This window comes from Gemmatimonadota bacterium, from assembly GCA_040388625.1.
Taxonomy (GTDB): Bacteria; Gemmatimonadota; Gemmatimonadetes; order Gemmatimonadales; family Gemmatimonadaceae; genus Fen-1247.
The window spans coordinates 468,461-494,513 of sequence record JAZKBK010000004.1 but is presented as its reverse complement, the minus strand read 5'-3'; the positions used below and the strand labels follow the sequence as shown (position 1 = coordinate 494,513).

Annotated in this window: 20 protein-coding genes and 4 tRNA genes; 19 read left to right on the top strand and 5 right to left on the bottom strand. The window is 61.9% G+C overall.

The genetic code is table 11. The features are described 5' to 3' along the window. The first annotated feature begins 2 nt into the window (after positions 1-2). Together sdaAA and V4529_10860 are read left to right on the top strand one after the other, a co-directional pair. Positions 3-881, top strand: a complete 879-nt coding sequence (sdaAA, locus tag V4529_10865; protein ID MES2358822.1) for an L-serine ammonia-lyase, iron-sulfur-dependent, subunit alpha — start codon at positions 3-5, stop codon at positions 879-881. A gap of 3 nt (positions 882-884) precedes the next feature. Next, on the top strand, positions 885-1,355 hold the full coding sequence (locus V4529_10860) for a GNAT family N-acetyltransferase (protein ID MES2358821.1): 471 nt from the start codon (positions 885-887) through the stop codon (positions 1,353-1,355). 57 nt (positions 1,356-1,412) lie between these two features. On the opposite strand, the gene V4529_10855 is transcribed toward V4529_10860, so the two are convergent. Next, positions 1,413-2,249, bottom strand: a complete 837-nt coding sequence (locus V4529_10855; GenBank protein ID MES2358820.1) for a nidogen-like domain-containing protein — start codon at positions 2,247-2,249, stop codon at positions 1,413-1,415. A 647-nt stretch (positions 2,250-2,896) separates the two neighbouring features. On the opposite strand from V4529_10855, the gene V4529_10850 reads away from it, so the two are divergent. Then, the gene (locus tag V4529_10850) at positions 2,897-3,688 is read left to right on the top strand and encodes a PspA/IM30 family protein (protein MES2358819.1); all 792 of its coding nucleotides are present in this window, start codon (positions 2,897-2,899) and stop codon (positions 3,686-3,688) included. Next, positions 3,685-4,860: an AI-2E family transporter gene (locus tag V4529_10845; GenBank protein ID MES2358818.1), complete on the top strand. Its 1,176-nt coding sequence runs from the start codon at positions 3,685-3,687 to the stop codon at positions 4,858-4,860. The genes V4529_10850 and V4529_10845 overlap by 4 nt, the downstream gene beginning before the upstream one ends. Here the strand turns inward: V4529_10845 and V4529_10840 are convergent. Continuing rightward, the gene (locus tag V4529_10840) at positions 4,857-7,688 is read right to left on the bottom strand and encodes a PAS domain S-box protein (GenBank protein MES2358817.1); all 2,832 of its coding nucleotides are present in this window, start codon (positions 7,686-7,688) and stop codon (positions 4,857-4,859) included. The two genes, V4529_10845 and V4529_10840, sit on opposite strands and share 4 nt — an antisense overlap. A gap of 242 nt (positions 7,689-7,930) precedes the next feature. On the opposite strand from V4529_10840, the gene cysS reads away from it, so the two are divergent. The 15 genes from cysS (at position 7,931) to rpoC (ending at position 23,568) form a co-directional block, all read left to right on the top strand. Beyond that, on the top strand, positions 7,931-9,343 hold the full coding sequence (cysS, locus tag V4529_10835) for a cysteine--tRNA ligase (GenBank protein MES2358816.1): 1,413 nt from the start codon (positions 7,931-7,933) through the stop codon (positions 9,341-9,343). A gap of 57 nt (positions 9,344-9,400) precedes the next feature. Further along, positions 9,401-9,473: transfer RNA gene (locus V4529_10830), tRNA-Thr, on the top strand. A 50-nt stretch (positions 9,474-9,523) separates the two neighbouring features. After that, positions 9,524-9,606 (top strand) — tRNA-Tyr (locus V4529_10825). A gap of 26 nt (positions 9,607-9,632) precedes the next feature. After that, positions 9,633-9,705 (top strand) — tRNA-Gly (locus V4529_10820). A 125-nt stretch (positions 9,706-9,830) separates the two neighbouring features. After that, positions 9,831-9,903, top strand: a tRNA-Thr gene (locus tag V4529_10815). A gap of 59 nt (positions 9,904-9,962) precedes the next feature. After that, the gene (gene tuf, locus V4529_10810) at positions 9,963-11,156 is read left to right on the top strand and encodes an elongation factor Tu (protein MES2358815.1); all 1,194 of its coding nucleotides are present in this window, start codon (positions 9,963-9,965) and stop codon (positions 11,154-11,156) included. A 118-nt stretch (positions 11,157-11,274) separates the two neighbouring features. Continuing rightward, complete coding sequence (rpmG, locus tag V4529_10805; protein MES2358814.1) at positions 11,275-11,427, top strand: 50S ribosomal protein L33; 153 nt, start codon at positions 11,275-11,277, stop codon at positions 11,425-11,427. Continuing rightward, the gene (gene secE / locus V4529_10800) at positions 11,428-11,688 is read left to right on the top strand and encodes a preprotein translocase subunit SecE (protein ID MES2358813.1); all 261 of its coding nucleotides are present in this window, start codon (positions 11,428-11,430) and stop codon (positions 11,686-11,688) included. Between the two features lie 3 nt (positions 11,689-11,691). Further along, complete coding sequence (gene nusG / locus V4529_10795; protein MES2358812.1) at positions 11,692-12,237, top strand: transcription termination/antitermination protein NusG; 546 nt, start codon at positions 11,692-11,694, stop codon at positions 12,235-12,237. A 176-nt stretch (positions 12,238-12,413) separates the two neighbouring features. Next, positions 12,414-12,836: a 50S ribosomal protein L11 gene (gene rplK, locus V4529_10790; GenBank protein ID MES2358811.1), complete on the top strand. Its 423-nt coding sequence runs from the start codon at positions 12,414-12,416 to the stop codon at positions 12,834-12,836. Further along, on the top strand, positions 12,836-13,525 hold the full coding sequence (gene rplA, locus V4529_10785) for a 50S ribosomal protein L1 (protein MES2358810.1): 690 nt from the start codon (positions 12,836-12,838) through the stop codon (positions 13,523-13,525). Before rplK ends, rplA begins: the two co-directional genes overlap by 1 nt. 12 nt (positions 13,526-13,537) lie before the next feature. Next, entirely contained in the window at positions 13,538-14,053 is a 516-nt protein-coding gene (rplJ, locus tag V4529_10780) for a 50S ribosomal protein L10 (protein ID MES2358809.1), read from the top strand. A 22-nt stretch (positions 14,054-14,075) separates the two neighbouring features. Continuing rightward, on the top strand, positions 14,076-14,477 hold the full coding sequence (gene rplL, locus V4529_10775) for a 50S ribosomal protein L7/L12 (GenBank protein ID MES2358808.1): 402 nt from the start codon (positions 14,076-14,078) through the stop codon (positions 14,475-14,477). 109 nt (positions 14,478-14,586) lie between these two features. Continuing rightward, positions 14,587-19,206 carry a DNA-directed RNA polymerase subunit beta gene (gene rpoB / locus V4529_10770; GenBank protein ID MES2358807.1) on the top strand — a complete coding sequence of 1,540 codons (4,620 nt, stop codon included), beginning with the start codon at positions 14,587-14,589 and terminating at the stop codon, positions 19,204-19,206. Positions 19,207-19,209: 3 nt separating this feature from the next. Then, positions 19,210-23,568: a DNA-directed RNA polymerase subunit beta' gene (gene rpoC / locus V4529_10765; protein MES2358806.1), complete on the top strand. Its 4,359-nt coding sequence runs from the start codon at positions 19,210-19,212 to the stop codon at positions 23,566-23,568. 59 nt (positions 23,569-23,627) lie between these two features. Here rpoC and V4529_10760 read toward each other — a convergent pair whose 3' ends face one another. The 3 genes from V4529_10760 to V4529_10750 form a co-directional block, all read right to left on the bottom strand. Continuing rightward, positions 23,628-25,121 carry a potassium/proton antiporter gene (locus V4529_10760; GenBank protein ID MES2358805.1) on the bottom strand — a complete coding sequence of 498 codons (1,494 nt, stop codon included), beginning with the start codon at positions 25,119-25,121 and terminating at the stop codon, positions 23,628-23,630. A 94-nt stretch (positions 25,122-25,215) separates the two neighbouring features. After that, positions 25,216-25,461 carry a hypothetical protein gene (locus V4529_10755; protein MES2358804.1) on the bottom strand — a complete coding sequence of 82 codons (246 nt, stop codon included), beginning with the start codon at positions 25,459-25,461 and terminating at the stop codon, positions 25,216-25,218. A gap of 51 nt (positions 25,462-25,512) precedes the next feature. Further along, on the bottom strand, positions 25,513-25,929 hold the full coding sequence (locus V4529_10750) for a hypothetical protein (protein MES2358803.1): 417 nt from the start codon (positions 25,927-25,929) through the stop codon (positions 25,513-25,515). Between the last annotated feature and the right edge of the window lie 124 nt (positions 25,930-26,053).

Sequence of the window (26,053 nt, the reverse complement as noted above, 5' to 3'; positions counted from 1 at the left end):
GAATGTATAGATCACTCGCCGAGGCCATAAGCGACGCGGAAGCCCGCGGGGCCACGCTCACAACTGTCGCACTCGACCTGGAATCGCAGGATCAGGGACGCAGCGTTGCGGACATCCGCAACTCGCTCGCTCGTGCGCTCAATGTGATGCGTGGCGCAGTCGAGGCGGGGATGACCGGCGCAATGCGCTCCAACTCCGGGCTCGTTGGTGGCGATGCCGCGAAGCTCGTCAACAGCACCGCTGGACCGCTGGCCGCGACGCCTTTCCACGACATCCTCATACGCGCGCTGGCAGTTCAGGAAGTGAACGCGGCCATGGGCGTAATCGTCGCTGCGCCAACGGCGGGCGGCGCTGGCGTTCTGCCCGCAGTGCTCACTGGCATAGCCAGTGCGCGCGGTATCTCCGATGAGCAACTCGTTGATGCACTTGCAACCGCCGGTCTCATCGGCGCAGTGATCGCCGAGCGCGCATCGCTGTCTGGTGCGGAAGGCGGATGTCAGGCGGAGACGGGCGCGGCTGCTGGAATGGCGGCGGGTGCAGCCACGGAGATGCTGGGCGGATCGCCGCGCCAGGCGGGCCACGCGACGGCGCTTGCAATGCAGAGCACGCTCGGCCTCATCTGCGATCCGCTTGGCGGTCTCGTGGAGCTGCCATGTGTATTCCGGAACGCTACAGGCTCGGCGATTGCGCTTGCAGCGATCGAGATGGCGCTCGCAGGAATCGAGTTCGCGATTCCCGTGGATGAGGTGATCGACGTGATGGGGCAGATCGGTCGCGAGATGGACGTCCGTTATCGCGAGACAGCAGGCGGTGGCCTCGCCGCGACGCCTACAGGGCGCCGTCTCGCCAAGGAGAGGCTGTACCAGATCAAGCGGGCGTAGGTCGTGACCGAGCAACCCGCCCCCGTGTGGCAGTGGGCGCACTTCCATGAGCTCACACCGCTTGATCTGTACGACATCGTCGCGCTCCGCACCGCGATCTTCATCGTCGAGCAGAACTGTCCGTACCAGGATTCCGATGGCGCAGATCGCGTATCACATCATCTGTGGACGCGCGGTGCCACCGGCGAGATAGCGGCCTACCTGCGCGTCGTTCCGCCTGGCATCAAGTACGTCGAGCCGTCGCTGGGGCGGATCGCAACGGCTTCATCGGCGCGAGGAACCGGACTCGGGCGTGCACTGGTGCGGGAAGGAATCGCCCGCGCCGAGCGGCTGTACGGCCCCGTTCCGATTCGCATCGGGGCGCAGAGGTACCTGCTCCGCTTTTACGAGCAGTTGGGCTTCGTCTCGACCGGTTACGAGTACGACGAGGACGACATACCGCACACCGAAATGGTTCGTCCCGCAGGCAGATAAGCGGAGGGCCCATGCGATAACATGGGCCCTCTCCAAAGTGCTTGTGAGCTTGCGTGTTCAACCGTTCCGCCGGCGCTTCCGCATCATTGGGATGATCCCCGCGAAGCCGGTGCCGAGGAGCGCGAGCGAGGATGGCTCGGGCACCGTCGTCGGCGGCGGGACGACCTGCCCGTTGCGCACCGAAAAGATGTACCGTCCAAGCTGGGTGCTGTTCTGGTCGTGGCTGATCAGCGCGTCGACTCCGCCGTCGAGGAAGGCACCGCAGACGCCCGAGCCTGTCAGCTCGGCTGAGTTGTTGGAGGCACCGGTGAGGCCATTGGAGTAGCCCGCGTGCGCGCAACTGCCTCCCAGTCCGCCCGATCCCCCGCTCGCATCACCAGTCTCCCACTGAGTCTGGTTGTAATTGAACTCGAAATCGAAATTTCCCGCACCAGTGTCACTGCGATCAATCAGGACCAGCTGGAAGATGTTCGTCTTGTCGATGTGGCCGGAGTAGTATCCGACGCCGGGCCAGTCGACGCCAAACGCATTGTGTCCGCCGATCGAGCTCGTGCCGTACGTCATTAGTGGGCCGTTGTCTGTGTCCACATCAGCGAAGAACGGTGCGATGATCGGTGGGACGCCGCCACCTGTCAGACCAAATGGGGTGAAGGTCGAGAGGGGCGCGTTGAACGTGATGTTGCCGTTGTTGTTGACGTACGCCTGCGTGTACGTCGTGCCAAAGAAGTTGGCCGAGAATCCAAGGTTGATCAGGCCTGTAGATCCGTCGTCGTTGGCTGGAAGGTTGTTCGTGGTAAAGCCTGCGTCGGTTCGGACGGCCTGAGCCCGTACCTGCGCCGAAAGCGTACACAACGCCAATGCACTGGCGCCAAGGGCCAGCTTGGAGCGTAACATAACCTTCGTCCTCCTGGGAGAGAGTGTGTAAATGCGTGACATCATAGCGGATGCCAACGAATGCGAAATCGCGAGCGATGTGTGAGGTATTCGACTGGCCATCAGATTCTCCAGAGTGGAAAGTGCGCACGGTTTATCGCGCAATCCGCGTGAGCAATTCCAGGGCCCCGTGCCAGACCGGGATCATCGGCATGTCATTTCTCGTCAACACGTTGTCCGTCAACGGCTTAGCCAATACATCCTTTGTGTCGGCAGCGACGAAACGGGTGTCTCCGGGGCAGCCTGACTGTTGTGTCGTCGCGACGGAATTGGCCATCCCGTATGGGTAGAGACAACACGTCGGAGACGCAGTTCGGACGGCGCCATCCGCGCGCTGCAGAACGCCGGCCTCCCTGCCTCGGTTCGCAACGGTCGGCTGTGCGCCAGGTTGGCCGGCCGGGTAGCCAGATCGACCCCGTCAGAAAGCCACCGGACCGAGCCATCGGCGGTCTGGAGACCGCCAATGCACCCGCTCATTGGTATTTGTTTATTCTTTTATCTGGTGGCCGGCGCTAGTATATAGGCAGCACAGACAGCACCGGCTCAGCCTTGCCTGGCCTGGTACGTGACGACCACCCGCTCCACGAACTCCGACCAATTCTGTCCGCATGGGCATCTTTGAAAGCATAGCGCGTCTCTTTCGCGCAAACGTGAACGCCGCGATCTCGGCTGTAGAGCAGCCGGACAAGATGTTGACCCAGATCATCGCCGACATGCGGACGCAGCTCGTGCGAGCCAAGCAGCAGGTCGCCGCCGCGATCGCCGATGAGAAGCGCCTCGAAGACCAGACGATGGGCGAGCTGCGCGAGGCCGAGGAGTGGGAGCGACGCGCCATGCTCGCCGTCAAGGAAGGGCGCGACGAACTCGCCAAGCAGGCGCTCATGCGCAGAAACGAGCACGTCTCGCGCGGCCAGCAGATGCAGATGACATGGGAGGCGCACAAGCAGGAGACCGATCGCCTCAAGAATTCGCTTCGTGATCTGAACGACAACATCGAAGAAGCAAACCGCAAGAAGACACTGCTGCTCGCGCGCCAGCGTCGTGCCGAAGCGCAGAAGCGTATTTCGGAAACCATGTCGTCGATGTCCGACAAGTCGGCATTCGATGCGTTCGCGCGCATGGAAGAGAAGATCGAGCAGAACGAGCGACAGATTCGCGCGAGCGTCGAGATCGATCAGGAGTTCTCGGGCGACGCGCTCAGCAATCAGTTCAAGCAACTGGAGTCGTCTGCGGGAGATGCGACCGCGGATCTGCAGCTGTCGCAGCTCAAGCAGAAGATGGGACTGGTCGGCTCTGGCCAGGCGCCGCAGTCGCGGCAGCTGGCGCCCGGTGAAGTGGCCTCTGATCCGGCGCGCGGACTTCCCGCACCGGATGCGAGCGAGAACAAGCCGGAAACTTGAGTCCTGTCTCCGTAGGTGGAGGAAAGGCCGCCGGAACGATAACCGCGGTCACTCTCCTGATCCTCCTTCTCTGGATGTTCCAGAGAACGGTGGATGTGTTTCTGCTGCTTTTCATCGCCGTCATACTCTCGCTGTACCTTGGGGCGGTGCGTGATGCACTAGTGTCGCGCGCGCAGGTGCCCGCACGTGTCGCATTCGCGGCGAGCGTGTTCCTCACGATCGGGGTCGTGGTCGGTCTGTTCTGGCTCCTCGTGCCCGCCGTATTCGGACAGACGCGAGAGCTCGTGGATGTCCTTCCCACCTACATCACGAGTTGGGAAGCGTCGTTCGATCGCTTCGTGCTCAGCCTCCCCGGCACGAGCGGCTACTGGAAGACCGGCCAGCATCAGGTATTGCGTGCACTGTACGATCAGATGTCGAGCTACGCGCAGGGAATGTTCTCGCGAGTGTTCTCCATCGTCGGAATTCTGATCGACGTGTTCTCTGTATTCGTGATGAGCATCTATCTCGCGCTGCAACCCGGTGTGTATCGCGAATGGCTCATCGCGCTGTTTCCACCGCGACATCGCGATCTCGTGCGCGACATTCTTCGCGATGTTGCGGGCTCGCTGCTTGCCTACATCGTAGGCCAGCTGACGACGATGACGGTCCTCGCGATTCTCACCGCGTTCTTTCTGTGGGTGCTCAACGTGCCGTACTGGCTCACGTTCGGCGTGTTCACGGGAATGGTCGCAATAGTTCCGTTCTTCGGCTCACTCCTCAGCACAACGTTGCCGGCGGCTTTCGTCCTCACCGGTCCCAATGGCGGAACGCGCGCGCTGCTCGTGCTCGGCGTCGGCGTGATAGTGCATCTCATCGAGGGCAACCTCGTCTCGCCGCTCGTAATGTCCAAGCAGGTCGAGCTACCGCCGGTGCTCACGATCATGGCGGTGCTCGTCGTTGGGAGCCTGCTCGGGCCGCTCGGACTCGTGGTTGCACTGCCAACTCTCGCGATGGTGATGGTAGTGGTGCGACGGATTCTCATCAACCGCATCTACGAGGGAAAGGGCTTCCGCAAGGGCGGTCGCGATCGGAAGCTCGTGCTTCGCGTACCGGTGCCCGACGGAGGGGTACTGCTCGCCGAGGGAGGCCCCGTCGATATGGAAGCGTTCAAGACGCGGCTCAAGGCCTAGCTCCGAGCCGAACTCCGATCGAGCGCTTCGCGGACCTTGCTCAGCAAGGCGCTCTGTGAAAAGGGCTTTTGCAGAAACAGCGTATCGTGCTCCAGTACGCCCGCGCGCACGACTATGTCGTCGGTGTAGCCGGACATGTAGAGCACTTTCATCGCCGGGACCCGCGCCGAAAGCTTCTCGGCCAACCCTCGCCCACTCATCTCGGGAAGCACCACGTCTGTAAAGAGAAGGTCGATATCCGTCGCGTTGGTGTCCGCAATGTCCAGCGCCTCTTCTGGTGATCCCGCAGGAATCACGCGATATCCCGCGGCGGTGAGGATACGCGTCGTGATGCGTCGGATCGCAGGATCATCTTCCACCAGCAACAACGTTTCGGAACCGGCCGTTGCGCTCGTCGTAGCGGTTGGCGCGACGGCTTCCATCTCGGCATCGCTGCGCGGAAAGTAGGCCCTGAACGTCGTCCCGTGGTTCGGCTCGCTGTAAACAGCGATCGATCCTCCATTCCTCGTCACGATCCCGTAAACGGTCGATAGGCCCAGGCCAGTACCCTTGCCAGGTGGCTTCGTCGTGAAAAATGGTTCGAACACCCGCGCCGCGGTTGCTGCGTCCATCCCGGTGCCGGTGTCGCTCACGGAGAGCATCACATAGGGACCGGTCGCCGCGGTGCCGTGAATGCGCCGATACGCAGAGTCGAGCTCGACGTTGCTGATCTCCAGCGTCAACGCGCCGCCGTCCGGCATGGCGTCGCGCGCGTTGATCGCAAGGTTGAGTATTACCTGCTCGATCTCACTGGGATCCGCAACGACGTTGCCGCCGTCGCGGGGAGCACGCACGACGATCTCGACGTGCTCGCCGATCAGGCGGCGCAGCATCGGCTCGACGCTCAGCAATGATTCCGACAGACTCAATGCTCTCGGCGCCAGAAGCTGTCCACGGCTGAACGCGAGCAATCGACGCGTCAGAGCGGCCGCTCGATCCGCGGCAGAAAGCACCTCTGCGATGTTGTGTGCGGCTTCGCTGTTCGGCTTCATGTTGTCGCGCAGGATGCTTCCGTAACTCTGAATGACGGTGAGCAAGTTGTTGAAATCGTGCGCGACACCGCCCGCCAATTGTCCAACTGCCTCCATCTTCTGCGATTGCCGGTACTGTTCCTCCAGTGCGCGTCGCTCCGTCACGTCCAGCGCGATGCCGGCGGCGCGTATCGGAGTGCCGTCGGCGTTGTAGAAGGAACGCCCAACGCCGCTGATCCAGTGGACGCTCCCATCGGGCCAGACGGTGCGATACAGAAGATTCGAATCGGTGCGTTGCTGCATCGCCTTCTGGATTGCAGCCCTGACCTGCTGTCGATCATCCGGATGGATCCGGTCGATGAACGCTTCCAGCGTCCCGCCGTATGTGCCCGCGGCGACGCCGTGAAGCTCCTCCTGGATGGTCGACCACGTCGAGGCACCTGTCGCGACGTCTACTTCCCACGTTCCAACTCGCGAGGCGGCCAGCGCGAATCCCATGCGGTCTTCCGCCTCGCGTAGTGCGCGCGCGGCTGTCTGCTGGTCGCTGATGTCGCGGATAATGCCCGTGAATATGCGCGCATCGCCTTCGTTGCGAACACCGAACGAGATCTCGAGGGGAATCTCGTGTCCGTCTCTGTGCAGGCCGGTGAGTCGCTTCGCTCTCCAGTCGAGGGTCGGTGCGCCCGTCGTCACGTACCTGTGCAGTCCGGCCTTGTGAAGTGGCCGAAACGATTCGGGCATGAGCATGTCGAGATTGTGTCCGATGAGTTCATCGGGCGCGTAGCCAAAGATGTCCATCACGGCAGCGTTCGCGAAGCGCACGCGGCTGTCGGTGTCGATCGTCACGATTGCGTCAGTCGCCGCCTCCACGACCGAGCGGTAGCGGTCCTCGCTCTCACTCTGTCGGCGCGCCGATGCCTCGCGCTCCGCCACCACAGCTGCCGGGATCAGCGCGCACAGGCTCGTCACAGCGAGATACGTGTACGTTTGCACGGCTGTGTCGATCACGGACAGTGAACTGCCGGCGAATGGACCCAGATGCAGCGCCGCGTTCCACGTTGCAATTGCCGCAACCACCAGCGTCGCGGCCGCCGCGCCAAACGGGCCGAAGCGCAGACCGGCCCAGAGAAGCAACGGAAACGTGGCGAACGGCCCGGATCCCGTCGCCCATGAGTATCCGGGGCCGAGCGTGATCTGAGAGATGACGGCGAGTGCGGCAAACACGAGCACTGCCTCGACGGCGGATCGAGTCCTGAATCGCGGGTGTCTCGCAGCCAGGACCCCCGTGATAACTACGGGCGCCACTATCAGCATTCCGAGACCGTCGCCGATCCACCAGAAGAACCATGCATGCAGCAACGCCGACTGGAATCGTTGATGCATGGCTATCGCGCCGAGGATCGCGGTTGCTGCGTTGCTGAGGATGACGGCGCCAAAGACCAGTACACCCACGTCGCGGAGACTTGAAAGCGTTATGCGGTGCCGCAGCCGCGAGGTCACCAGCAGAGTCGCTGCGAGCGTCTCGCCGACATTGGCGACAGCGGCGCCCGCCGCGAACACGACGCCGTAGCCGGATCGCGTGTCCGAGACGACGCTTCCGATGAGTCCCCCGACAAGGATTGCGGGCCAGTCGCGCCGTTCGCTCGAGAGCATCAGTCCCAGCATGACTCCGCTCGCGGGCCACAGCATGACCGCGCCGCCGGGAATCGCAAAGCGGTAGCCCAGGCGCGCACCAGCGTAGTAGCCCAGCGCGGCGAGCGTCGCGACAAGTGCTTTGCGGACGCGAGGCCGCGTTTTGAATTCTCCGGGTTCGCTCAATCGCCTGGCTGCTGAATTTCGCTCATTCGACCGTCCGTGTTGACGAGATCACCGCGGCAGGACTGGCACGGGCGCCATCGAATCACTGGAGGCGGCGTCACGCGGGGATTGCGGCATTGATCGTGGCTGGCACAATCCGCGATCACACGATGGCGCGCGGGCGCTCCGGTTCAGCTTGCTTGACGGACGAGAGCGGCGTTCGCAACATCGCGGCCTCTAGGCTGCGTACTTACCTTTGTACGATGCCTCAGGTTCGCCTCTACAACACGATGACGCAGTCGGTCGAGCCATTCGCGCCCGCGGACGGCAGGGTGGTGCGCATGTATACGTGCGGACCGACAGTGTACAATCCGGCGCACGTTGGAAACTTCAGAACGTTTCTGTTCGAGGATCTGATGCGACGCGTGCTTCGGCTTGCAGGATGGCAGGTCGATCAGGTGATGAATCTCACCGACGTGGACGACAAGATCATTCGTCGCGCATCGGAGGCCGGTGTCACGATCGGTGAGATCACCGGGCCCGTCACCGAACGATTTCACGCCGATCGGCACTATCTGAGGATCGAGGACGCGGAGCGCTACCCTCGCGCCACTGAGAGCATTCCGGAGATGATTGCTCTGGTGGAGCGATTGGTCGCGCGAGGCGTCGCATATCAGGCTGACGACGGATCGGTGTACTTCGCTATCGACAAGTTTCCCGCGTACGGCAAGTTGTCGCGCCTGGACAAGCGCGAGATTCAGAGCGGCGCACGCGTAGCGCAGGATGACTACGCCAAGGAGAACGCGCAGGACTTCGCGCTGTGGAAGGCGGCGAAGCCCGAGGACGAGGCCTCCGGTGCCGCCTGGGACTCGCCATGGGGCCGCGGCCGTCCCGGCTGGCATCTGGAGTGCTCCGCGATGGCAATGCGGTTTCTTGGAGAGACGCTGGACATTCATTGCGGCGGGATCGACCTCGTCTTTCCTCACCACGAGGACGAGATCGCGCAGTCGGAGGCCGCGACCGGCCACGAATTTTCGCGCTTCTGGTGCCATGGCCAGTTTCTTCTCACCGACGGAGCCAAAATGGCAAAGCGGGTGGGGAACGTCGCGACGGTCGCGGACATGCGGGAGCAGGGCGTCTCGGGCGCGGCGTTCCGGCACTTCACCTTCTCCACGCACTATCGCAAGCAGCTCAACCTGTCGCCGGAGGCGCTCGAAGCGTCGCTCGAGGGTGTGCGTCGAGTTGGCGACTTCGCCGAGCGGTTGGAACGGGCGACGGGCGGGACCCCCGAGCTCGCTGCTGCCGCGGCAGACCTGGAGAGCGAGGCGAAAGCCGCGTTGTTCGACGATCTCAACGCGCCGGAGGCGATGGGTGCGCTGTTCAGGTTCATCAGGCGTGCAAATTCGGAGCTGGACAGATCCGGCACCGATGTGGCGGCCCTCGAACGGGCGAGGGAGGCATTTGCGCTCGTGAACGGGGTTCTCGACATAGTCCCCGACCGGGTGGAGGGTGATGCCGAGCTGGCGGCGTACGTGGAAGGACGCCTCGCCGACCGTCGGGCGGCGCGCGCCAAGCGGGATTTTGCCACGAGCGATGCAATTCGGGACGAGCTGACAAACCGAGGGATCGCGATCGAGGATGGGCCGCAGGGCACTCGTTGGAAAAAGCTGTTGTAGCCGTTGACTCTTGCCCCGGAAACAGGGTATTTTTCCAGGCTTGCGTGGAAACGCGTTGCTGACGTAGCTCAATTGGCGGAGCAGTCGATTTGTAATCGACAGGTTACCGGTTCGATTCCGGTCGTCAGCTCTGCGGGAAAGGGGGGTTACATGCGGCACACGGTGGTCGCGCAGGACTCAGGTGGGGTACCCAAGCGGCCAACGGGAGCAGACTGTAAATCTGCCGGCTAACGCCTTCGAAGGTTCGAATCCTTCCCCCACCATTGTTCGACCATTGTTCAGCACTGTCGCGGGAGTAGCTCAGTTGGTAGAGCGCTAGCCTTCCAAGCTTGATGTCGCGGGTTCGAGTCCCGTCTCCCGCTTGCTCGGGACGGATATTGAGATCCGTCCATCGTTGGGAAAGGGCGGCCACAGGGGCTGTCAGTACGAGGTTGTTGGTGAAGGAGAATGTGGGGATGGGCCCCGTGCCCATCCAGTAGGACGAATCGCTCGTGTAGCTCAGTTGGTAGAGCACACCCTTGGTAAGGGTGAGGTCACCGGTTCAATCCCGGTCGCGAGCTTTCGGTGGTAAAAACGAAACGTTTCAAAAACGAACCGAACAAAGGGAATCAAGGACACCATGGCGAAGGCGAAATTTGAGCGGACGAAGCCGCACGTAAACGTTGGCACGATCGGTCACGTGGATCACGGCAAGACGACGCTGACGGCGGCGATCACGACGATTCAGGCAGCCAAGGGTCTGGCATCCAAGGTCGCCTTCGACCAGATCGACAAGGCACCGGAAGAGCGCGAGCGCGGCATTACGATCGCGACGGCTCACGTGGAGTACGAGTCGGACAAGCGGCACTATGCGCACGTGGACTGCCCGGGCCACGCCGACTACGTGAAGAACATGATCACCGGAGCGGCCCAGATGGATGGCGCCATCCTGGTGGTCTCTGCGGCCGACGGCCCGATGCCCCAGACGAGAGAGCACATCCTGCTCGCCCGTCAGGTGAACGTGCCCTACGTGGTCGTCTTCATGAACAAGGTGGACATGGTGGACGACCCGGAGTTGCTGGAGCTGGTCGAGCTCGAGGTTCGTGAGCTCCTCTCGCAGTACAACTTCCCGGGCGACGAGACGCCGATCATCAAGGGCTCGGCCTTGAAGGCACTGGAGTCGGGTGATCCGAATAGCGAGTACGGCAAGAAGATCGGCGAGCTGATGGACGTTCTGGATTCCTATATCCCGGAGCCCAAGCGTGACGTCGACAAGCCGTTCCTGATGCCTGTCGAGGACGTGTTCTCGATCACGGGTCGTGGCACGGTTGCGACGGGTCGTATCGAGCGCGGCAAGGTTAAGGTGGGCGAGGAAGTGGCGTTGGTGGGCTTCAACTCGGACAAGAAGACGGTAGTGACCGGAGTTGAGATGTTCCGGAAGCTTCTGGACGACGGTCAGGCCGGCGACAACGTGGGTCTGCTGCTCCGAGGCGTGGGCAAGGAAGACATCGAGCGCGGGATGGTGTTGTCCAAGCCGGGCTCGATCACGCCGCACACGAAGTTTCAGGCCGAGGTGTACGTGTTGACCAAGGAAGAGGGTGGCAGACATACGCCGTTCTTCAAGGGTTACCGTCCGCAGTTCTACTTCCGCACGACTGACGTGACGGGGAGTGTGGAGCTGCCCGAGGGTATGGAGATGGTGATGCCGGGCGACAACGTCCAGATGACGATCGAGCTGATAACGCCGATCGCGATGGACGAGGGGCTCAGGTTCGCCATCCGCGAGGGCGGCCGCACCGTCGGTGCCGGCGTCGTCGCGAAGATACTGCAGTAGGAGGAGTAGTAGGATATGTGTAGGGGCGACCTGTAGGGGCCGGCCGCCGTGCCGGCCCATCTGGTCGCGATATACAGAACGTCTTTTGTTACACGATCTCAAATACTCGAGTTAAAACATGCCACGCGATAAGATCATCCTAGCGTGCAACGATTGTAAGAACAGGAACTACTTCACCACCAAGAACCGTCGTCTGCATCCAGAACGGGTCGAGTGGAAGAAGTACTGCCCGCGTTGCGATTGCCATAAGGTTCATAAGGAAACGAAGTAGATGGCCCGGGAAGCGGTTCCTGCGACAGTTGAGCCACACGTCAACCCTGTTGTGCGTTGGACCAGGGAACTCGTCACGTTCTACAACGAAGTGATCGCGGAGATGCGCAAGGTTGTCTGGCCGGACCGTGCGCAGCTCAAGGACATGACGATCAAGATCATCATCTTCGTGCTGTTCATCGGAGCGGTGATCGCCATCATCGACGTGATATTCCAGGCGATACTCGTGCGCGGTATTCCGTCGCTGTTCGCGGGGCACTAGGCCGTGGATTTCCGATGGTATGCGGTTCAGACGACATCCGGGCATGAGAACAAGGTGCGGACGCTGATCGATCGCAAGATCGAGGGCGACTCGCTGCCGCCTGATCAGCGCATGATCCGTCAGGCTCTGGTTCCGACGCAGGAAGTCGTCGAGATAAAGAACGGCAAGAAGGTCAACGTCGCACGCAAGATCTTTCCGGGTTACGTGCTGGTCGAGATGGTCCTGAACCAGGACACTCTTCACACGATCAACGGAATCCAGGGCGTCATCAAGTTCGTGGGCCACAAGGACCGCGAGCCGCACGCCCTTCGACCCGACGAAGTGAACCGCCTGCTCGGCCTCGCCGAGGAAGAGGAGACGGTCGCTGCGAAGGAAGAGATCCCGTTCATGGTGGGTCAGGCGGTAGCGATAACGACAGGGCCGTTCACGGATTTCAACGGGACTGTCGAAGAAGTGCTTTCGGAGAAGGGCAAGGTTCGCGTGTCGGTGTCGTTGTTCGGGCGACCGACGACGGTAGAGTTGGATTACCTGGATCTGAAGGGGTATTAGGTAGGGGCGGCACTCCGTGGCCGCCCTTGGTTGGGCAGGCACAGGGGCCTGCCCGTACATACGCGGCGCGATCGGAGCATCGGTCCGCCGTTAGTCGGATACCACAACGACTCTAAACACACCGTGGGGGTTCGAAGCCCGCAGTGGATCGCGGGTGAAAACGTTTAAGGAGTATCATGGCAAAAAAGGTCATCGGATTCGTCAAGCTGCAGATCCCTGCAGGTAAAGCGAACCCGGCGCCCCCCGTCGGTACGGCTCTCGGACCGCAGGGAATCAACATCATGGCCTTCTGCAAAGAGTTCAACGCTCGGACGCAGGGACAGGATGCGATTCTCCCGGCAGAGATCACGATCTACGCGGACAAGTCCTTCACTTTCATTCTCAAGACGCCGCCCGCGGCGTTCCTGCTGAAGAGAGAAGCTGGTGTGGAGAAGGGCTCAGGTGCGCCGAATCGCAACAAGGTGGGATCTGTCACAAAGGCACAGGTGCGCAAGATCGCGGAGCTCAAGATGCCCGATCTCAACACTGAATCCATCGAGTCGGCAATGGCGATGATCGCCGGCGCCGCCCGCTCGATGGGTCTGGAGGTGCGCGACTGATGCGCAAGCACGGAAAGAAGTTCGTCAACTCCGCCAAGCGTGTGCAGGAAGGCCTGGCGTATGAGGCTACAAAGGCGCTCGAGCTCGTGAAGACGGGTGCGTTCGCCAAGTTCGACGAGACTGTGGAGGTCGCGGTTCGTCTGGGTGTCGACCCGCGTCACGCTGATCAGATCGTGCGTGGAACGGTCGTTCTACCAGCTGGTACCGGTAAGTCCGTACGCGTGCTAGTGATCGCCGTGGGCGACAAGGCACGTGAGGCGGAGGCTGCGGGCGCCGATTTCGTCGGCACCGAGTTCCTCCAGAAGATCAAGGACAACTGGCTCGATTTCGACGTGCTCATCGCGACCCCGGACCAGATGGGGCAGCTGGGCGCGCTCGGACGCGTACTCGGACCGCGCGGACTGATGCCGAACCCCAAGGCGGGTACGGTGACGTTCGACGTGGGCCGCGCTGTGAAGGAAGTGAAGGCCGGTAAGATCGAGTTCCGCGTCGACAAGGGCGGGAACGTGCACGCAGCCATCGGGAAGGTCTCCTTCGCGCTGGACGCGCTGCAGACGAACTTCGCGGCATTCATGGATCAGATAGTTCGCTCCAAGCCGGCTGCGGCGAAGGGCGTGTATGTGCGGAACGTTGCGGTGTCCAGCACCATGGGCCCGGGCGTCACCGTAGACACCACGCCGTACCGCTAGGAGATAGACATCATGAAGAGAACCGAAAAGGAACAGCTCGTCACCGAGCTTACCGACAAGATCAAGGGCGCCTCGGCGGTGTATTACACCGACTTCACCGGATTGAATGTGAAGCGGATGACCGAGCTGCGCCGACGCCTGCGTCGTGCGGGCGTGGAGTACGTAGTCATCAAGAACACGCTGGCTCTGCGGGCGGTGAACGAGAGTGGTCTCGCCGGATCGCGGCTGCGTGGACCGACCGGAATCGTGGTGGGCAAGGACGCTGTAGCGGCGGCCAAGGTCCTCAGCGACTTCGCCAAGGAGAACGAGCAGAAGCCCGAAGTGAAGGGTGGCCTGCTCGACGGCCGCGCCATTCAGCCGGCGCAGGTGCAGCAACTCGCATCACTCCCCTCGCGGGAGCAATTGCTGGCTGAACTCGGAGCCGGCCTCATGTCCCCTATGGCAGCCTTTGCGGGCGCCATGAACGGACTGTTGTACATGTTCGCAGGGGCGCTCGATGCGCTCAAGACTCAGCGCGAAGGCGCCTAACACACCACGGAGATTTACTACAATGGCTAACGCTACCTCTCTCAGCAAAGACGAAATCCTCGACGCGATCGGCAACATGACCGTGCTCGAGCTGTCCGAGCTCGTCGATGCATTCAAGACCAAGTTCAACGTAACAATTGCAGCCGCTCCAGTTGGCGCGGCTCCTGCAGCAGGTGGCGCCGGTGGCGCCGCTGCACCGGCCGCCGAAGAGCAGACCGAGTTCACGGTCAACCTCAAGGAAGCCGGCGCGAAGAAGATTCAGGTCATCAAGGTCGTGCGCGAGCTCACCGGTCTTGGCCTCAAGGAAGCGAAGGATCTCGTTGACGGCGCACCGCAGGCTGTAAAGACCGGTGTGACCAAGGACGAGGCTGCCACAATGAAGGCGAAGCTGGAAGAGCAGGGTGCGGTTGTCGAGGTGAAGTAACCATCACAACTGAAGGTCCTGTAGTTCCCTAGCGCTCCAACCCGGATGCCACGAAAAAATCGTGGCATCCGGGGCGGAGCTGTTTGCGCCTGTGCCCAAAGGTGAATGTATGCCCCAAACGTTGAAGCAAATCTCGTTCGCAAAGTTGGAGACCGGCATGGAAATGCCGCATCTCCTGGATATCCAGGTGCAGGCCTTTCAGTCGCTGCTGCAACGCGACGCGGCCGAGCACGAGCGCGAAGACTTAGGTCTCGAACGCGTCTTCAAGGATCTCTTTCCAATCACCGACGTCCACGAGAATTTCTCGCTGGACTTCAAGAGCTACACGGTCGGCGAGCCGAAGTACTCCGTAGCGGAGTGCATCGAGCGCGACATGACCTACAGCGCGCCGCTCAAGGCAACGCTCCAGCTCATAGTGTTCGAAGAGACCGCTGATGGCAAGCGGCCCAAGAATATTATCGAGAAGGAAGTGTACCTCGGCGAGCTGCCGCTCCTGACTTCGCTCGGAACGTTCGTGATCAACGGCGCCGAGCGTGTCATCGTGAGCCAGCTGCACCGCTCTCCGGGTGTGGTGTTCGAGGAAGCGACGCACCCAAACGGACAGCGTCTGATTTCCGCGCGCATCATCCCGTTCCGCGGATCGTGGGTCGAGTTCACCGTGGACATCCACGACGTGATCTACGTCCACATCGACAAGAAGAAGAAATTCCCGGCGACGGCTCTGCTGCGCGCGCTGGGGTACGGCTCCAACTCGGACATTCTGCGACTCTTCTTCGCCATTCGCGAGCTCGATCTCGTGAAGAAGCGCGAGAGCCGCATGGATCTTCGTGAGGTGGTCGGCGCGATCATCGCCGAGGACATCAATCTCGCCGGTGAAGCGTCCGATCCCGAGGCGCCCAAGCTCAAGACCAAGAAGGCCCGCGCGCAGCGCGAGCGTGATGAGTCAGAGCTGCTCGTCAAGGAAGGCGACGAGCTGACAGAAGAAGTGTTCAACCGCCTGCGTCGTCTCAACATCGAGACGGTCAAGGTGTTCGCGTCGTACACGCTGGTCGACGTCCGCGATGAGATGGACGCGGTCGAGCGCGGCGAGCGTCCGGCGCGCCGTACAATCGCAATTGACGCAGTCGACAACAAGACGGGTGAAGTGATCGCCGAAGCTGGCGAGCAGCTCACCGACGCCGTCGTGAAGCGGCTGCGCGACGCGGAGATCGGCAAGGTTTACGTGTTCGTCCCGTCGGGACGCGCAGAATCCACGCTGATCCGCAACACGCTGCTCAAGGATCCGACCAAGTCGGAAGACGAGGCACTCAAGCAGATCTATTCGCTGCTCCGGCCGGGCGATGCGCCCAACCGCGAGACGGCGCGAGACGCGCTCAACCGACTCTTCTTCTCGCCCAAGCGTTACGATCTCGGCCGCGTGGGACGTTACAAGATCAATCAACGCCTGAACACCAATCGCCCGGCGGGCGAGACGGTGCTCACCAAGGAAGATTTCGTCGCCATCATCCGCTACCTCATCGAGCTGCACGAGGGACGGGGCGACGTGGACGATATCGATCACCTCGGCAACCGTCGTATCCGGTCGGTTGGAGAGCTGATCGCGAACCAGTTCAGTGTTGGTCTGTCACGCATGGCGCGCCTGGTCAAGGAGCGCATGTCGATCAATACCGATCCGGAAAAGATCTCGCTCGATGATCTCGTGAACGCGCGCACCGTCTCGGCGGTGATCCAGGCGTTCTTCGGGTCGTCGCAGTTGTCACAGTTCATGGATCAGACGAATCCGCTCGCCGAGCTGACGCACAAGCGTCGTCTTTCGGCGCTCGGACCGGGTGGTCTGACACGCGAGCGCGCAGGCTTCGAAGTGCGCGACGTGCACTACTCGCAGTACGGCCGCATGTGCCCGATCGAAACGCCTGAAGGTCCGAACATTGGACTCATCACGTCGCTTGCGACATTTGCTCGCGTGAACGATCTCGGCTTCATCGAGACGCCGTACTTCGTGGTGAAGAACGAGAAGGTCACCAGGGAAATCGCGTGGCTCGACGCCAACCGTGAGGAAGGTGCGATCATCGCGCAGGCAAATGCGGCGCTCAATCCGGACGGTTCGTTCATGGATGAGCTGGTGCTGTGCCGCCAGGGTGGCGACGTGCCGCTCTCGGCGCCCGACCGTATCGATTACATGGACGTCGCGCCCGAGCAGCTCGTCTCGATCGCAGCGGCGCTCATTCCGTTCCTCGAGCACGACGACGCCAACCGCGCGTTGATGGGCTCGAACATGCAGCGTCAGGCAGTTCCGCTCCTCAATCCGCGCACGCCGATGTGCGGTACCGGACTGGAGGAGAAGGTCGCGCGCGATTCAGGCGCGGTCGTCATTGCGCTGCGTGCTGGTGTGGTGTCGAGCGTCACCGCCGACGAGATCGTCGTCGATGCGGATGAAGCTCAGCAGAAGAAGCACAGCGATCGGCCGCTCGCGCGTCTGACGCAACACGACAGGTACAAGATCAAGAAGTACTGGCGCACCAACCAGGACACCGCGATCAATCAGCGACCGCTGGTATATCGCGGCCAGAAGGTTGCAGCCGGCGACGTACTCGCCGACGGTGCGTCCACGGAACAGGGCCAGCTCGCACTCGGCGCGAACGTCACGGTGGCGTTCATGCCGTGGTACGGACACAACTTCGAGGATGCCATCGTGTTGAGCGAGCGTCTGGTGAAGGACGACGTGTATTCGTCGATCCACATCCAGGAGCTCGAGCTGCACGTTCGCGACACGAAGCGTGGCCAGGAAGAAATCACGAAGGAAATTCCGAACGTCGCCGAGGAAGCGCTCACCGATCTGGATGAGCGCGGAATCGTCCGCATCGGTGCGCACGTCAAGCCGGGCGACATTCTCGTCGGCAAGATCACGCCAAAGGGCGAGACGGAGCTGTCTCCCGAAGAGAAGCTCCTGACCGCAATCTTCGGTGAGAAGGCGAAGGATGTGAAGGATTCCTCGCTCAAGGTGCCGCCCGGAATGGAAGGCGTCGTCATCGACGTCAAGATCTTCTCGCGTGTCGAAGATCAGGTCGTCGAGAAGGATCGCGGCGAGCGCATCGGAGAGATCCGGCGCGTTGAAGGTCTCGAGAAGATTCGCGTGAACGCCGTCCGTGACGGCGAGCTGCTGGATCTGCTCGCAGGCCAGACCGTCGCGCTCGCACTCAAGTCGGGTACGGTGGAAGAGGCGATTCCGCAGGGAACGCGTCTCACGCCTGAAGTGCTCGACGAAGTCAACTTCGCCGCCCTCGACCTCAAGACGCTTCGCGTCGAGGACAAGGACGTGAACGAGCGTATGCGCGTCATCATCGACGCCGCAAACGACGAGAAGGCGAAGCTCGAAGAGAAGGCTGAAGAGCGGATCGACCGTGTGTTGCAGCCGGATGAGCTGCCGCCGGGCGTGATCCAGCTCGTGAAGGTTTACATGGCCGAGAAGCGCAAGATCTCGGTCGGTGACAAGATGGCCGGCCGACACGGCAACAAGGGTATCGTTGCCCGTATCGTGCCTGAGGAGGACATGCCGTTCCTCCCCGACGGACGGCCCGTGGACATCGTTCTGAACCCGCTCGGCGTTCCGAGCCGTATGAACGTCGGACAGATTCTCGAGACCCACCTCGGGTGGGCCGCGAAGCTGCTCGGCTTCTACGCCAAGACACCGGTGTTCCAGGGTGCGAACGAGCGCGAGATCGGCATGCTGCTCAAGCTTGCCGCGCTCACGTGGGTGCGTGACGCTCTGCAGCTGGGTGGAACGAACTTCAGGATGACGGACGAGGAAGTGCGCGTCCTGTTGAACGACATCAAGCCGGAAAGCTCGGAAGCCACACGTACCGAGCTGCTGTCCGATGCAACGCTCAACGATCTCGGAGCGAAGGGTCGTGGCGCGGGAACGAAGGCGATCTATGCTCGCGTTCGTGACTTCGTCGCTGCCACAACGAAGGATCTGGTTGCGCGTGAGGAGGCCGAGTTGGAGACCCAGCTCGCCTTCCACAAGTCCGCGATGGAGGATGAAGAATACACGCAGTTGCATCGCGAATCGTTCGAAGCGCAGCTGAAGAGTCTGGAGAAGCAGCGCGCAGCAGGCGCGACGTCGTTGCTCCGCAGTCAGGAGCTTCCGGCGCTCGCGAGCACGATCGAGTCGAAGGACTTCGACGTCGATGCGGCTGCGACGGAGCTGATTCGCCTGGCAGGCATCACGCCTGGCGGAAAGGTTCGTCTGCGCGATGGACGTAGCGGTGAGACGTTCAACTCGCCTGTTACGGTTGGAACGATATACATGCTCAAGCTGTCGCACCTTGTCGACGACAAGATTCACGCGCGCAGCATCGGGCCGTACTCATTGGTGACGCAGCAGCCACTGGCCGGCAAGGCCCAGTTCGGCGGCCAGCGTTTCGGAGAGATGGAAGTGTGGGCGCTGGAAGCGTACGGTGCCGCGCACACCCTGCAGGAGATCCTCACGGTCAAGTCGGACGACGTGAACGGTCGTAGCAAGGTTTATGAAGCAATTGTGAAGGGACAGAACCTGCCGGAGCCGGGAACGCCAGAGTCGTTCAACGTTCTCGTGCAGGAGCTGAAGGCGCTTGGCATCCACGTACGAATGGGTGCCAACGAATCCGGGTTCGCCGCCCGGATGAACGCCGAGCGTGACGGCCTCATCGCCGCTGAGAGCAATGGCAGCGGCAACGGGAGCGGGGAGTAAACTATGATTGATTTTCGCAATTCGCGCGAGACACGCGCGTCGGCGTTTGACTACATCCAGGTCCGGATCGCCTCGCCCGAGGAGATCCGTGGACCCAAGGATCCCAAGGAGCGCGAGCGGCTTGCAATGGCCGGTCTGCGCGACTGGTGGTCCTGGGGCGAAGTTCTCAAGCCTGAGACGATCAACTACCGGTCGTTCAAGCCTGAGAAGGACGGCCTGTTCTGCGAGCGCATTTTTGGCCCGGTAAAGGACTGGGAATGCCATTGCGGCAAGTACAAGAGGATCCGCTATCGCGGCGTGATCTGCGACCGTTGCGGCGTCGAAGTAACCCTGTCTCGCGTTCGTCGCGAGCGCATGGGTCACATCGAGCTCGCCGTTCCCGTCGCGCACATCTGGTTCTTCAAGACGCTGCCGTCGCCGATGGGAAACCTCGTCGATCTGACGCTGCGCGATCTCGAAAAGGTCATCTACTACTCGAACTACGTCGTCATCGATCCGGGCCAGCAGGAAGTGCGTCCGAATCAGCTGCTCGACGAGGAAGAGTTTCTAACTCTCAAGACGAAGGCGCGCGAGGAGAACGACGCTGCATTCCTCGCCGACATCGGAGCACCCGCCGTCCGTGAGCTTCTGCGTCGTCTCGACGTTGACAGCCTCGCAACGACGTTGCGCGACGATCTCGTCGACGAGAATTCACAGCACCGCAAGAAGCAGCTTCTCAAGCGTCTCAAGATCGTCGACGCGTTCCGCAATTCCGGTGACACTGGCGAGCCTCGCAACAAGCCCGAGTGGATGATCATGGACGTGGTTCCGGTAATTCCTCCGGATCTTCGCCCGCTCGTTCCGCTCGATGGTGGCCGCTTCGCGACTTCGGATCTGAACGATCTGTATCGCCGCGTCATCAACCGCAACAACCGCCTCGTCAAGCTCATCGCTCACCGTGCGCCGGAAGTCATCCTGCGCAACGAGAAGCGTATGCTTCAGGAAGCGGTGGATGCACTGTTCGACAACGGTCGTCGCTCCAAGGCGATCCGCGGTCGTGGCAAGCGTCCTCTCAAGTCACTGTCCGACATGCTCAAGGGCAAGCAGGGCCGGTTCCGTCAGAACCTGCTCGGCAAGCGCGTGGACTACTCGGGCCGTTCGGTGATCGTCGTTGGTCCGGAGCTCAAGCTTCACCAGTGCGGTCTGCCGAAGGCGATGGCGCTTGAATTGTTCAAGCCGTTCATCATTCACAAGCTCGTCGAGAAGGGAATCGCCGAGACGGTTAAGCGCGCCAAGAAGATCGTGGAGAAGGAATCACCCGAGGTGTACGAGATCCTCGAGGAGATAATCCGCGACCATCCGGTGATGCTGAACCGTGCGCCTACGCTGCACAGACTCGGCATCCAGGCTTTCGAGCCGGTGCTGGTGGAAGGCAAGGCGATTCGTATTCACCCGCTCGTGTGCGCCGCGTTCAACGCGGACTTCGACGGCGATCAGATGGCAGTACACGTGCCGCTCTCGTTCGAGGCGCAGCTCGAGTGCCGTCTGCTCATGCTTTCGAGCAACAACATTCTCAAGCCGTCCGACGGACGCCCGGTTGCAGAGCCCAGCCAGGACATCGTGCTCGGCTGCTACTTCGCGACCAAGGCACCACCGAATTTCGAGAACATTCGCGATACCGCGAAGACATTCTCTAACATCTCGGAAGTCGAGATGGCGATGTCACGTGCCCGCGTGCAGTACAGCACGCCCATCCTTTACTGGGTGGACGACAAGGACGGCGCGCGCTGGGAGTACACGACTGCGGGTCGCGCGATGTTCAACGCGATCGTTCCGCCGGAGCTTGGCTTCCAGAACAAGGACATGAAGAAGAAGGCTCTTGGCGAGCTTGTCTTCCAGTCGTACCGTCAGGCCGGGCTGAGCACCACGGTGCAGCTGCTCGATCGTCTGAAGGAGTTCGGTTTCCGCAACGCAACGCGCGGCGGTGTATCCATCGGTATCGAAGACCTGCACATTCCAGCCGAGAAGGAGACGTTGCTGCGCGAAGCCGAGCAGCGCGTCGAGCGGTTCGAGCGTGCTTATCAGACTGGTAACATCACGAACGGCGAGCGCTACAACAAGGTCATCGACACCTGGACGCACGCGAACAACGATGTCGCGGACGCGATGGTGAAGGCGATGCGCGAGTCGCATCAGGGCTTCAACCCTGTGTTCATGATGTTCGATTCCGGCTCGCGCGGTTCGCGCGACCAGATCCGTCAGCTCGCCGGTATGCGCGGACTGATGGCCAAGCCGCAGAAGAAGCTGACAGGTGGAATAGGCGAGATCATCGAAAGCCCGATCAAGTCCAACTTCCGTGAAGGACTGTCGGTGCTGGAGTACTTCATCTCGACACACGGCGCACGCAAGGGTCTGGCGGACACTGCACTCAAGACCGCGGACGCTGGATACCTCACCCGTCGTCTGGTGGACGTCGCACAGGATGTGACGATCACCGAAGAGGATTGCGGAACCGTGCACGGTCTCGAAGTCGGCGCTCTCAAGGAAGGCGAGGACGTCATCGAGCCGCTGTCGGAGCGCATCGTCGGAACTGTCGCGGCCGAGGACGTGTTCGATCCGCAGGAGCGCGACGCGAGCAATCGCTCCACGCTGCTCGTCGAAGCGGGTCAGCTCATCAGTGAAGAGACAGCGCGTGCAATCGAGGATTCCGGACTGGAGACGGTCAAGATTCGCTCGGTGCTCACGTGTGAAGCAAAACGTGGTCTGTGTCAGATGTGTTACGGTCGCAACCTCGCCACCATGGGTATGGTGGACAAGGGCGAGGCCGTCGGCATCATCGCGGCGCAGTCGATCGGCGAGCCGGGCACGCAGCTCACGCTGCGCACGTTCCACATCGGTGGAACGGCTGCACGTATCGCCGAGCAGACAGCACGCAAGAGCAAGGTGGCCGGTGTCGTCGAGTACGGCGATCGCCTCGTCACGGTTACGAATACCGAAGGCGGCAAGATCGTCACGTCGTACGAAGGTGAGCTCACCATTCGCGCGTCAGGCGATCGCTCGACGGGTGTTGGCGCGCGCCTTCAGGTGCCACTCGGTGCCACGATGATGGTGAAGGATGGCGACGAGGTGAAGAAGGACCAGGTGATCTTCACCTGGGACCCGTACACCACGCCAATCATCGCCGACGTCGAAGGTGCCGTGAAGTTCGTCGATCTCGTCGAAGAGGAGTCGGTGTCGGAGGAGCTCGATGAGCTTACCGGTCTGCGCCAGCGCGTCGTCATCGAGGATCGTGAAAAGAAGTTGCACCCGCACATCGAGATCTGGAACGTCAAGGGCGGCAAGGATCAGCGCGTCCGCGACTTCGTGATCCCGGTTGGCGCTCAGTTGATCATCAACGACGGCGACCAGGTTACGCCTGGTACGATCATCGCCAAGATCAGCCGCGAGGCGTACAAGACTCGCGACATCACGGGCGGTCTGCCGCGTGTCGCAGAATTGTTCGAAGCGCGCAAGCCCAAGGACCCTGCCACGATCTCCGAGATCGACGGCGTGGTTCGCTTCGGCGACATCAAGCGCGGCAAGCGCGAGATCTTCGTGCAGCCAATGCGTGTCGAGAACGGCGTTTCGGTCACGGACGACGCTGTCGAGGCGCAGGTGTACGAGGTCGCGGCAGGCAAGCACCTTCGCGTGCACGAGGGAGACCGAGTGCGCGCCGGTGATCGTCTGTCGGAAGGTCCGGTCAATCCGCACGACATTCTGCGGATCAAGGGACCGCGCGCGGTGCAGGAATATCTGCTGAACGAAGTGCAGGAAGTGTATCGCCTGCAGGGTGTGAAGATCAGCGACAAGCACATCGGCGTGATCGTTCGCCAGATGTTGCAGAAGGAGCGTGTGCTCGATTCCGGAGAGACAGAATATCTGGAAGCCGAGCATGTCGACCGGACGATGTTCCGCGAGACGAACGCGCGCGCCGAGAAGAAGGGGAAGAAGCCGGCCACGTCGGAGCCTCTGCTTCTTGGTATCACCAAGGCGTCGCTGACTACGCAGTCGTTCATCTCCGCCGCTTCATTCCAGGAGACGACCCGAGTGCTGACGGATGCAGCTATCCGTGGCGCCAAGGACGACCTCATGGGCCTCAAGGAGAACATCATCATCGGCCACCTGATTCCGGCCGGTACTGGTGTGTATCGCTATCAGGAAGTGGACATCGAAGGCGTGTCGGTGCCAGCACCGATCGTCGAGGAGCCACCCGAGCCGACGATGGAGGAGATTCTCGCCGCTGGTGACGAGGACGAGGATTTCCGTCCGGGCAAGGCAGGAGCCGCCGCAGGTGCAGCGGCGAGCCCTCCGGGGATTGCCAAGCTGCTTGGCGAACTAGAGTAACACGGCGGGACACGGGTAACGCAGGAGGCGCATCCAGTCTGGATGCGCCTCTTGTCTTTTCACTCCAGAATTTCCGGTCGGCCGAACAGAAGTTGTATCATCGGGTCCGCTTGGGGCGATGCGAGCACATACACGTGATCACCCGGTTGCAACTGGGTCGCGCCCTCGGCGACCAGCAACGCCGTGCCGCGAACGATCATCGTGACAGCGGCGCCGTCCGGAAACGGGACTTCGGATAGTGGCACACCGCATACGGGCAATGCCCTGTCCACGAAATACGATCTGAGCGAGCTCTGCATCGGCTCGCTCGATTCGATCACGATCGTCGCCGCCGCCTCGGGTGTCGCCGCTCCGACCACACCCAGCTTGCGCGCGAGCCACGCCACGATCGTGCCTGGCATCAGCGTGTTCAGCACGACGATGAAGAACACCACATCGAAGATGCGGCGCGCGCCGGGAATGCCGGCCATTACAGGGATGGTTGCAAGTACGACAGGAACCGCGCCGCGCAGTCCAACGATGCCGATGAACGTCGTTTCGCGGAGCGAGTAGCGAAACGGTGCGAGACACAGCGCAACGGCGGCTGGGCGCGCGACCAGCGTGAGCACGAGTGCGAGGCCGAGGCCCGGCAGTGCTGCGGCTGCAAGACGCGTGGGAAATGCGAGCAGCCCGAGCACGAGGAACATCCCGATCTGCGCCAGCCACGCGAACGCATCGTGCACGCGAAGAATTGCTGGCCGGTGTGGCAGTTGCGTGGCGCCTGCGATCACGACACCCGCGACATAGACTGCCATGAAGCCGCTTCCGTGCAGCAGGGTGGTAACGCCAAAAACCGTCATCGCTATGGCGAGCGTCAGCACCGGATAGAGGCCGGCGGACTCGAGGCGTACCTGAGTTATGAGTTTTGTCGACGCCTTGCCGGCGAGCCACCCTGCGACGCCGCCAACCACGATCTCGAATGTCGCGGTGAGTGGGAGTGTCCAGACGCTCCCGCCATTCTCGATCGTGCGATACAACACGAACGTCGTGAGAGATATCGTGAGGATGATCGCGACAGGATCGTTGAGTCCGGACTCCGCTTCCAGCAACCGGCCAACGCGTGATTTGAGCGAGGTGCCGCTGCCGCGCAACGTCGCGAACACCGCAGCTGCATCGGTCGATGAAACCACCGCGCCGATGAGCAGCGCGATCGGCCAGTCGAGGCCGCCGGCAAGGTGCGCGAACGCAGCGAGTACTCCAGCTGTTGCAACCACACCGACGGTCGCGAGCAGGAGGGCCGGCGCGGCAACCGGACGCAGCGACGACGGCGGCGTGTTGAGCCCGCCGTCGAAGAGGATGAGCACCAGTGCGACGACGCCTGCACGGAACGCGAAGCTGTAGTTCTCGAACGCGATGTGGCCGATTCCTTCGGAACCGGCCAGAAGTCCCACCGCGATGAAGCCAAGTGCGATTGGAATCCCGATGCGTCCCGTGAGGCGGGTCAGAACGACGGAGCCGCCCAGCAGAATGCCGACCGTCGCAAGTATCGCCGCGATCGCAATCGGTGCGTTCACGGGATTCGCGGCACGGGCCGCGAACGCCGCCCTGCGCAGGTCACATCACGCAAGGGCGACGTCCGCCGCTTCACTGTCGATCAGCGCCAGCCGGTCATCGGAAATCCTGATGCTTGTCTGGGCCATGGCGCAGCGTTAGAAGGGTGCCGATCACGACGAGCGCGATCGCAGGGTAGAATGCCATGGTACGTTGTTCCTGCGGCAGCAGCAATGCAAGAAGCATCACTCCGAGGCCGAGGAAGATGGCCGCAAGTCCTGGTTCGCGTCGGAACCAGCTTCGCCGTACGGGTTGAGCATCACCGGAGCGGCGTTCGGCCGCTGTATATGTATTGTCGGGCATGTTGGGATTGACGGATTGGGGCGCCAGGCCCCCTTCCGTCGATCCCGACGGTCAGGCAGGCCGCGCCAATGAATTCGTGAAAGGCGACATGTCGAGGTGCTGTGGAGGTCCGGTCGCGCGATACCCTCGCCTTAGAGGCTGGATACGCGCGTGGTGGGCAGCGGCCGACTGGCCGCGCCCGGTCTCCTGCTCTGGAACGGTGAGCGCGAGTGCGGCGAACGCAGTGCCGTGCTGTCGAACAGCATGGGGCGCTACGTCGCGCGTGACCGGTGCGAGAACGACCGGGGCTGGCGCGGTCCAGGCCGGATCTGCGGCTGGAGCCTCGTGACTGGAATCAGCGGCAGAGAGGCCGATCGCAAATACAGATGTGTGTTCATGCGCCGGCGCGTTCTGCCCAACGGCCGCGAAGCTGGAGCGAGCTCCGGTCGCGGTGAAAAGGCAGAGAAGCAGGGTTACGAGACGCCGCATGATGCATCCAATCTAACCGGACGGGGCGGTATCGAGAATCGAGATGGGCATGCCGGGTTGCTGCGGCGGGCTCCGCCCTCTAGATTATCCAGGCTGTGGCCACTCCGTTGTGGAGGGCCTTTCC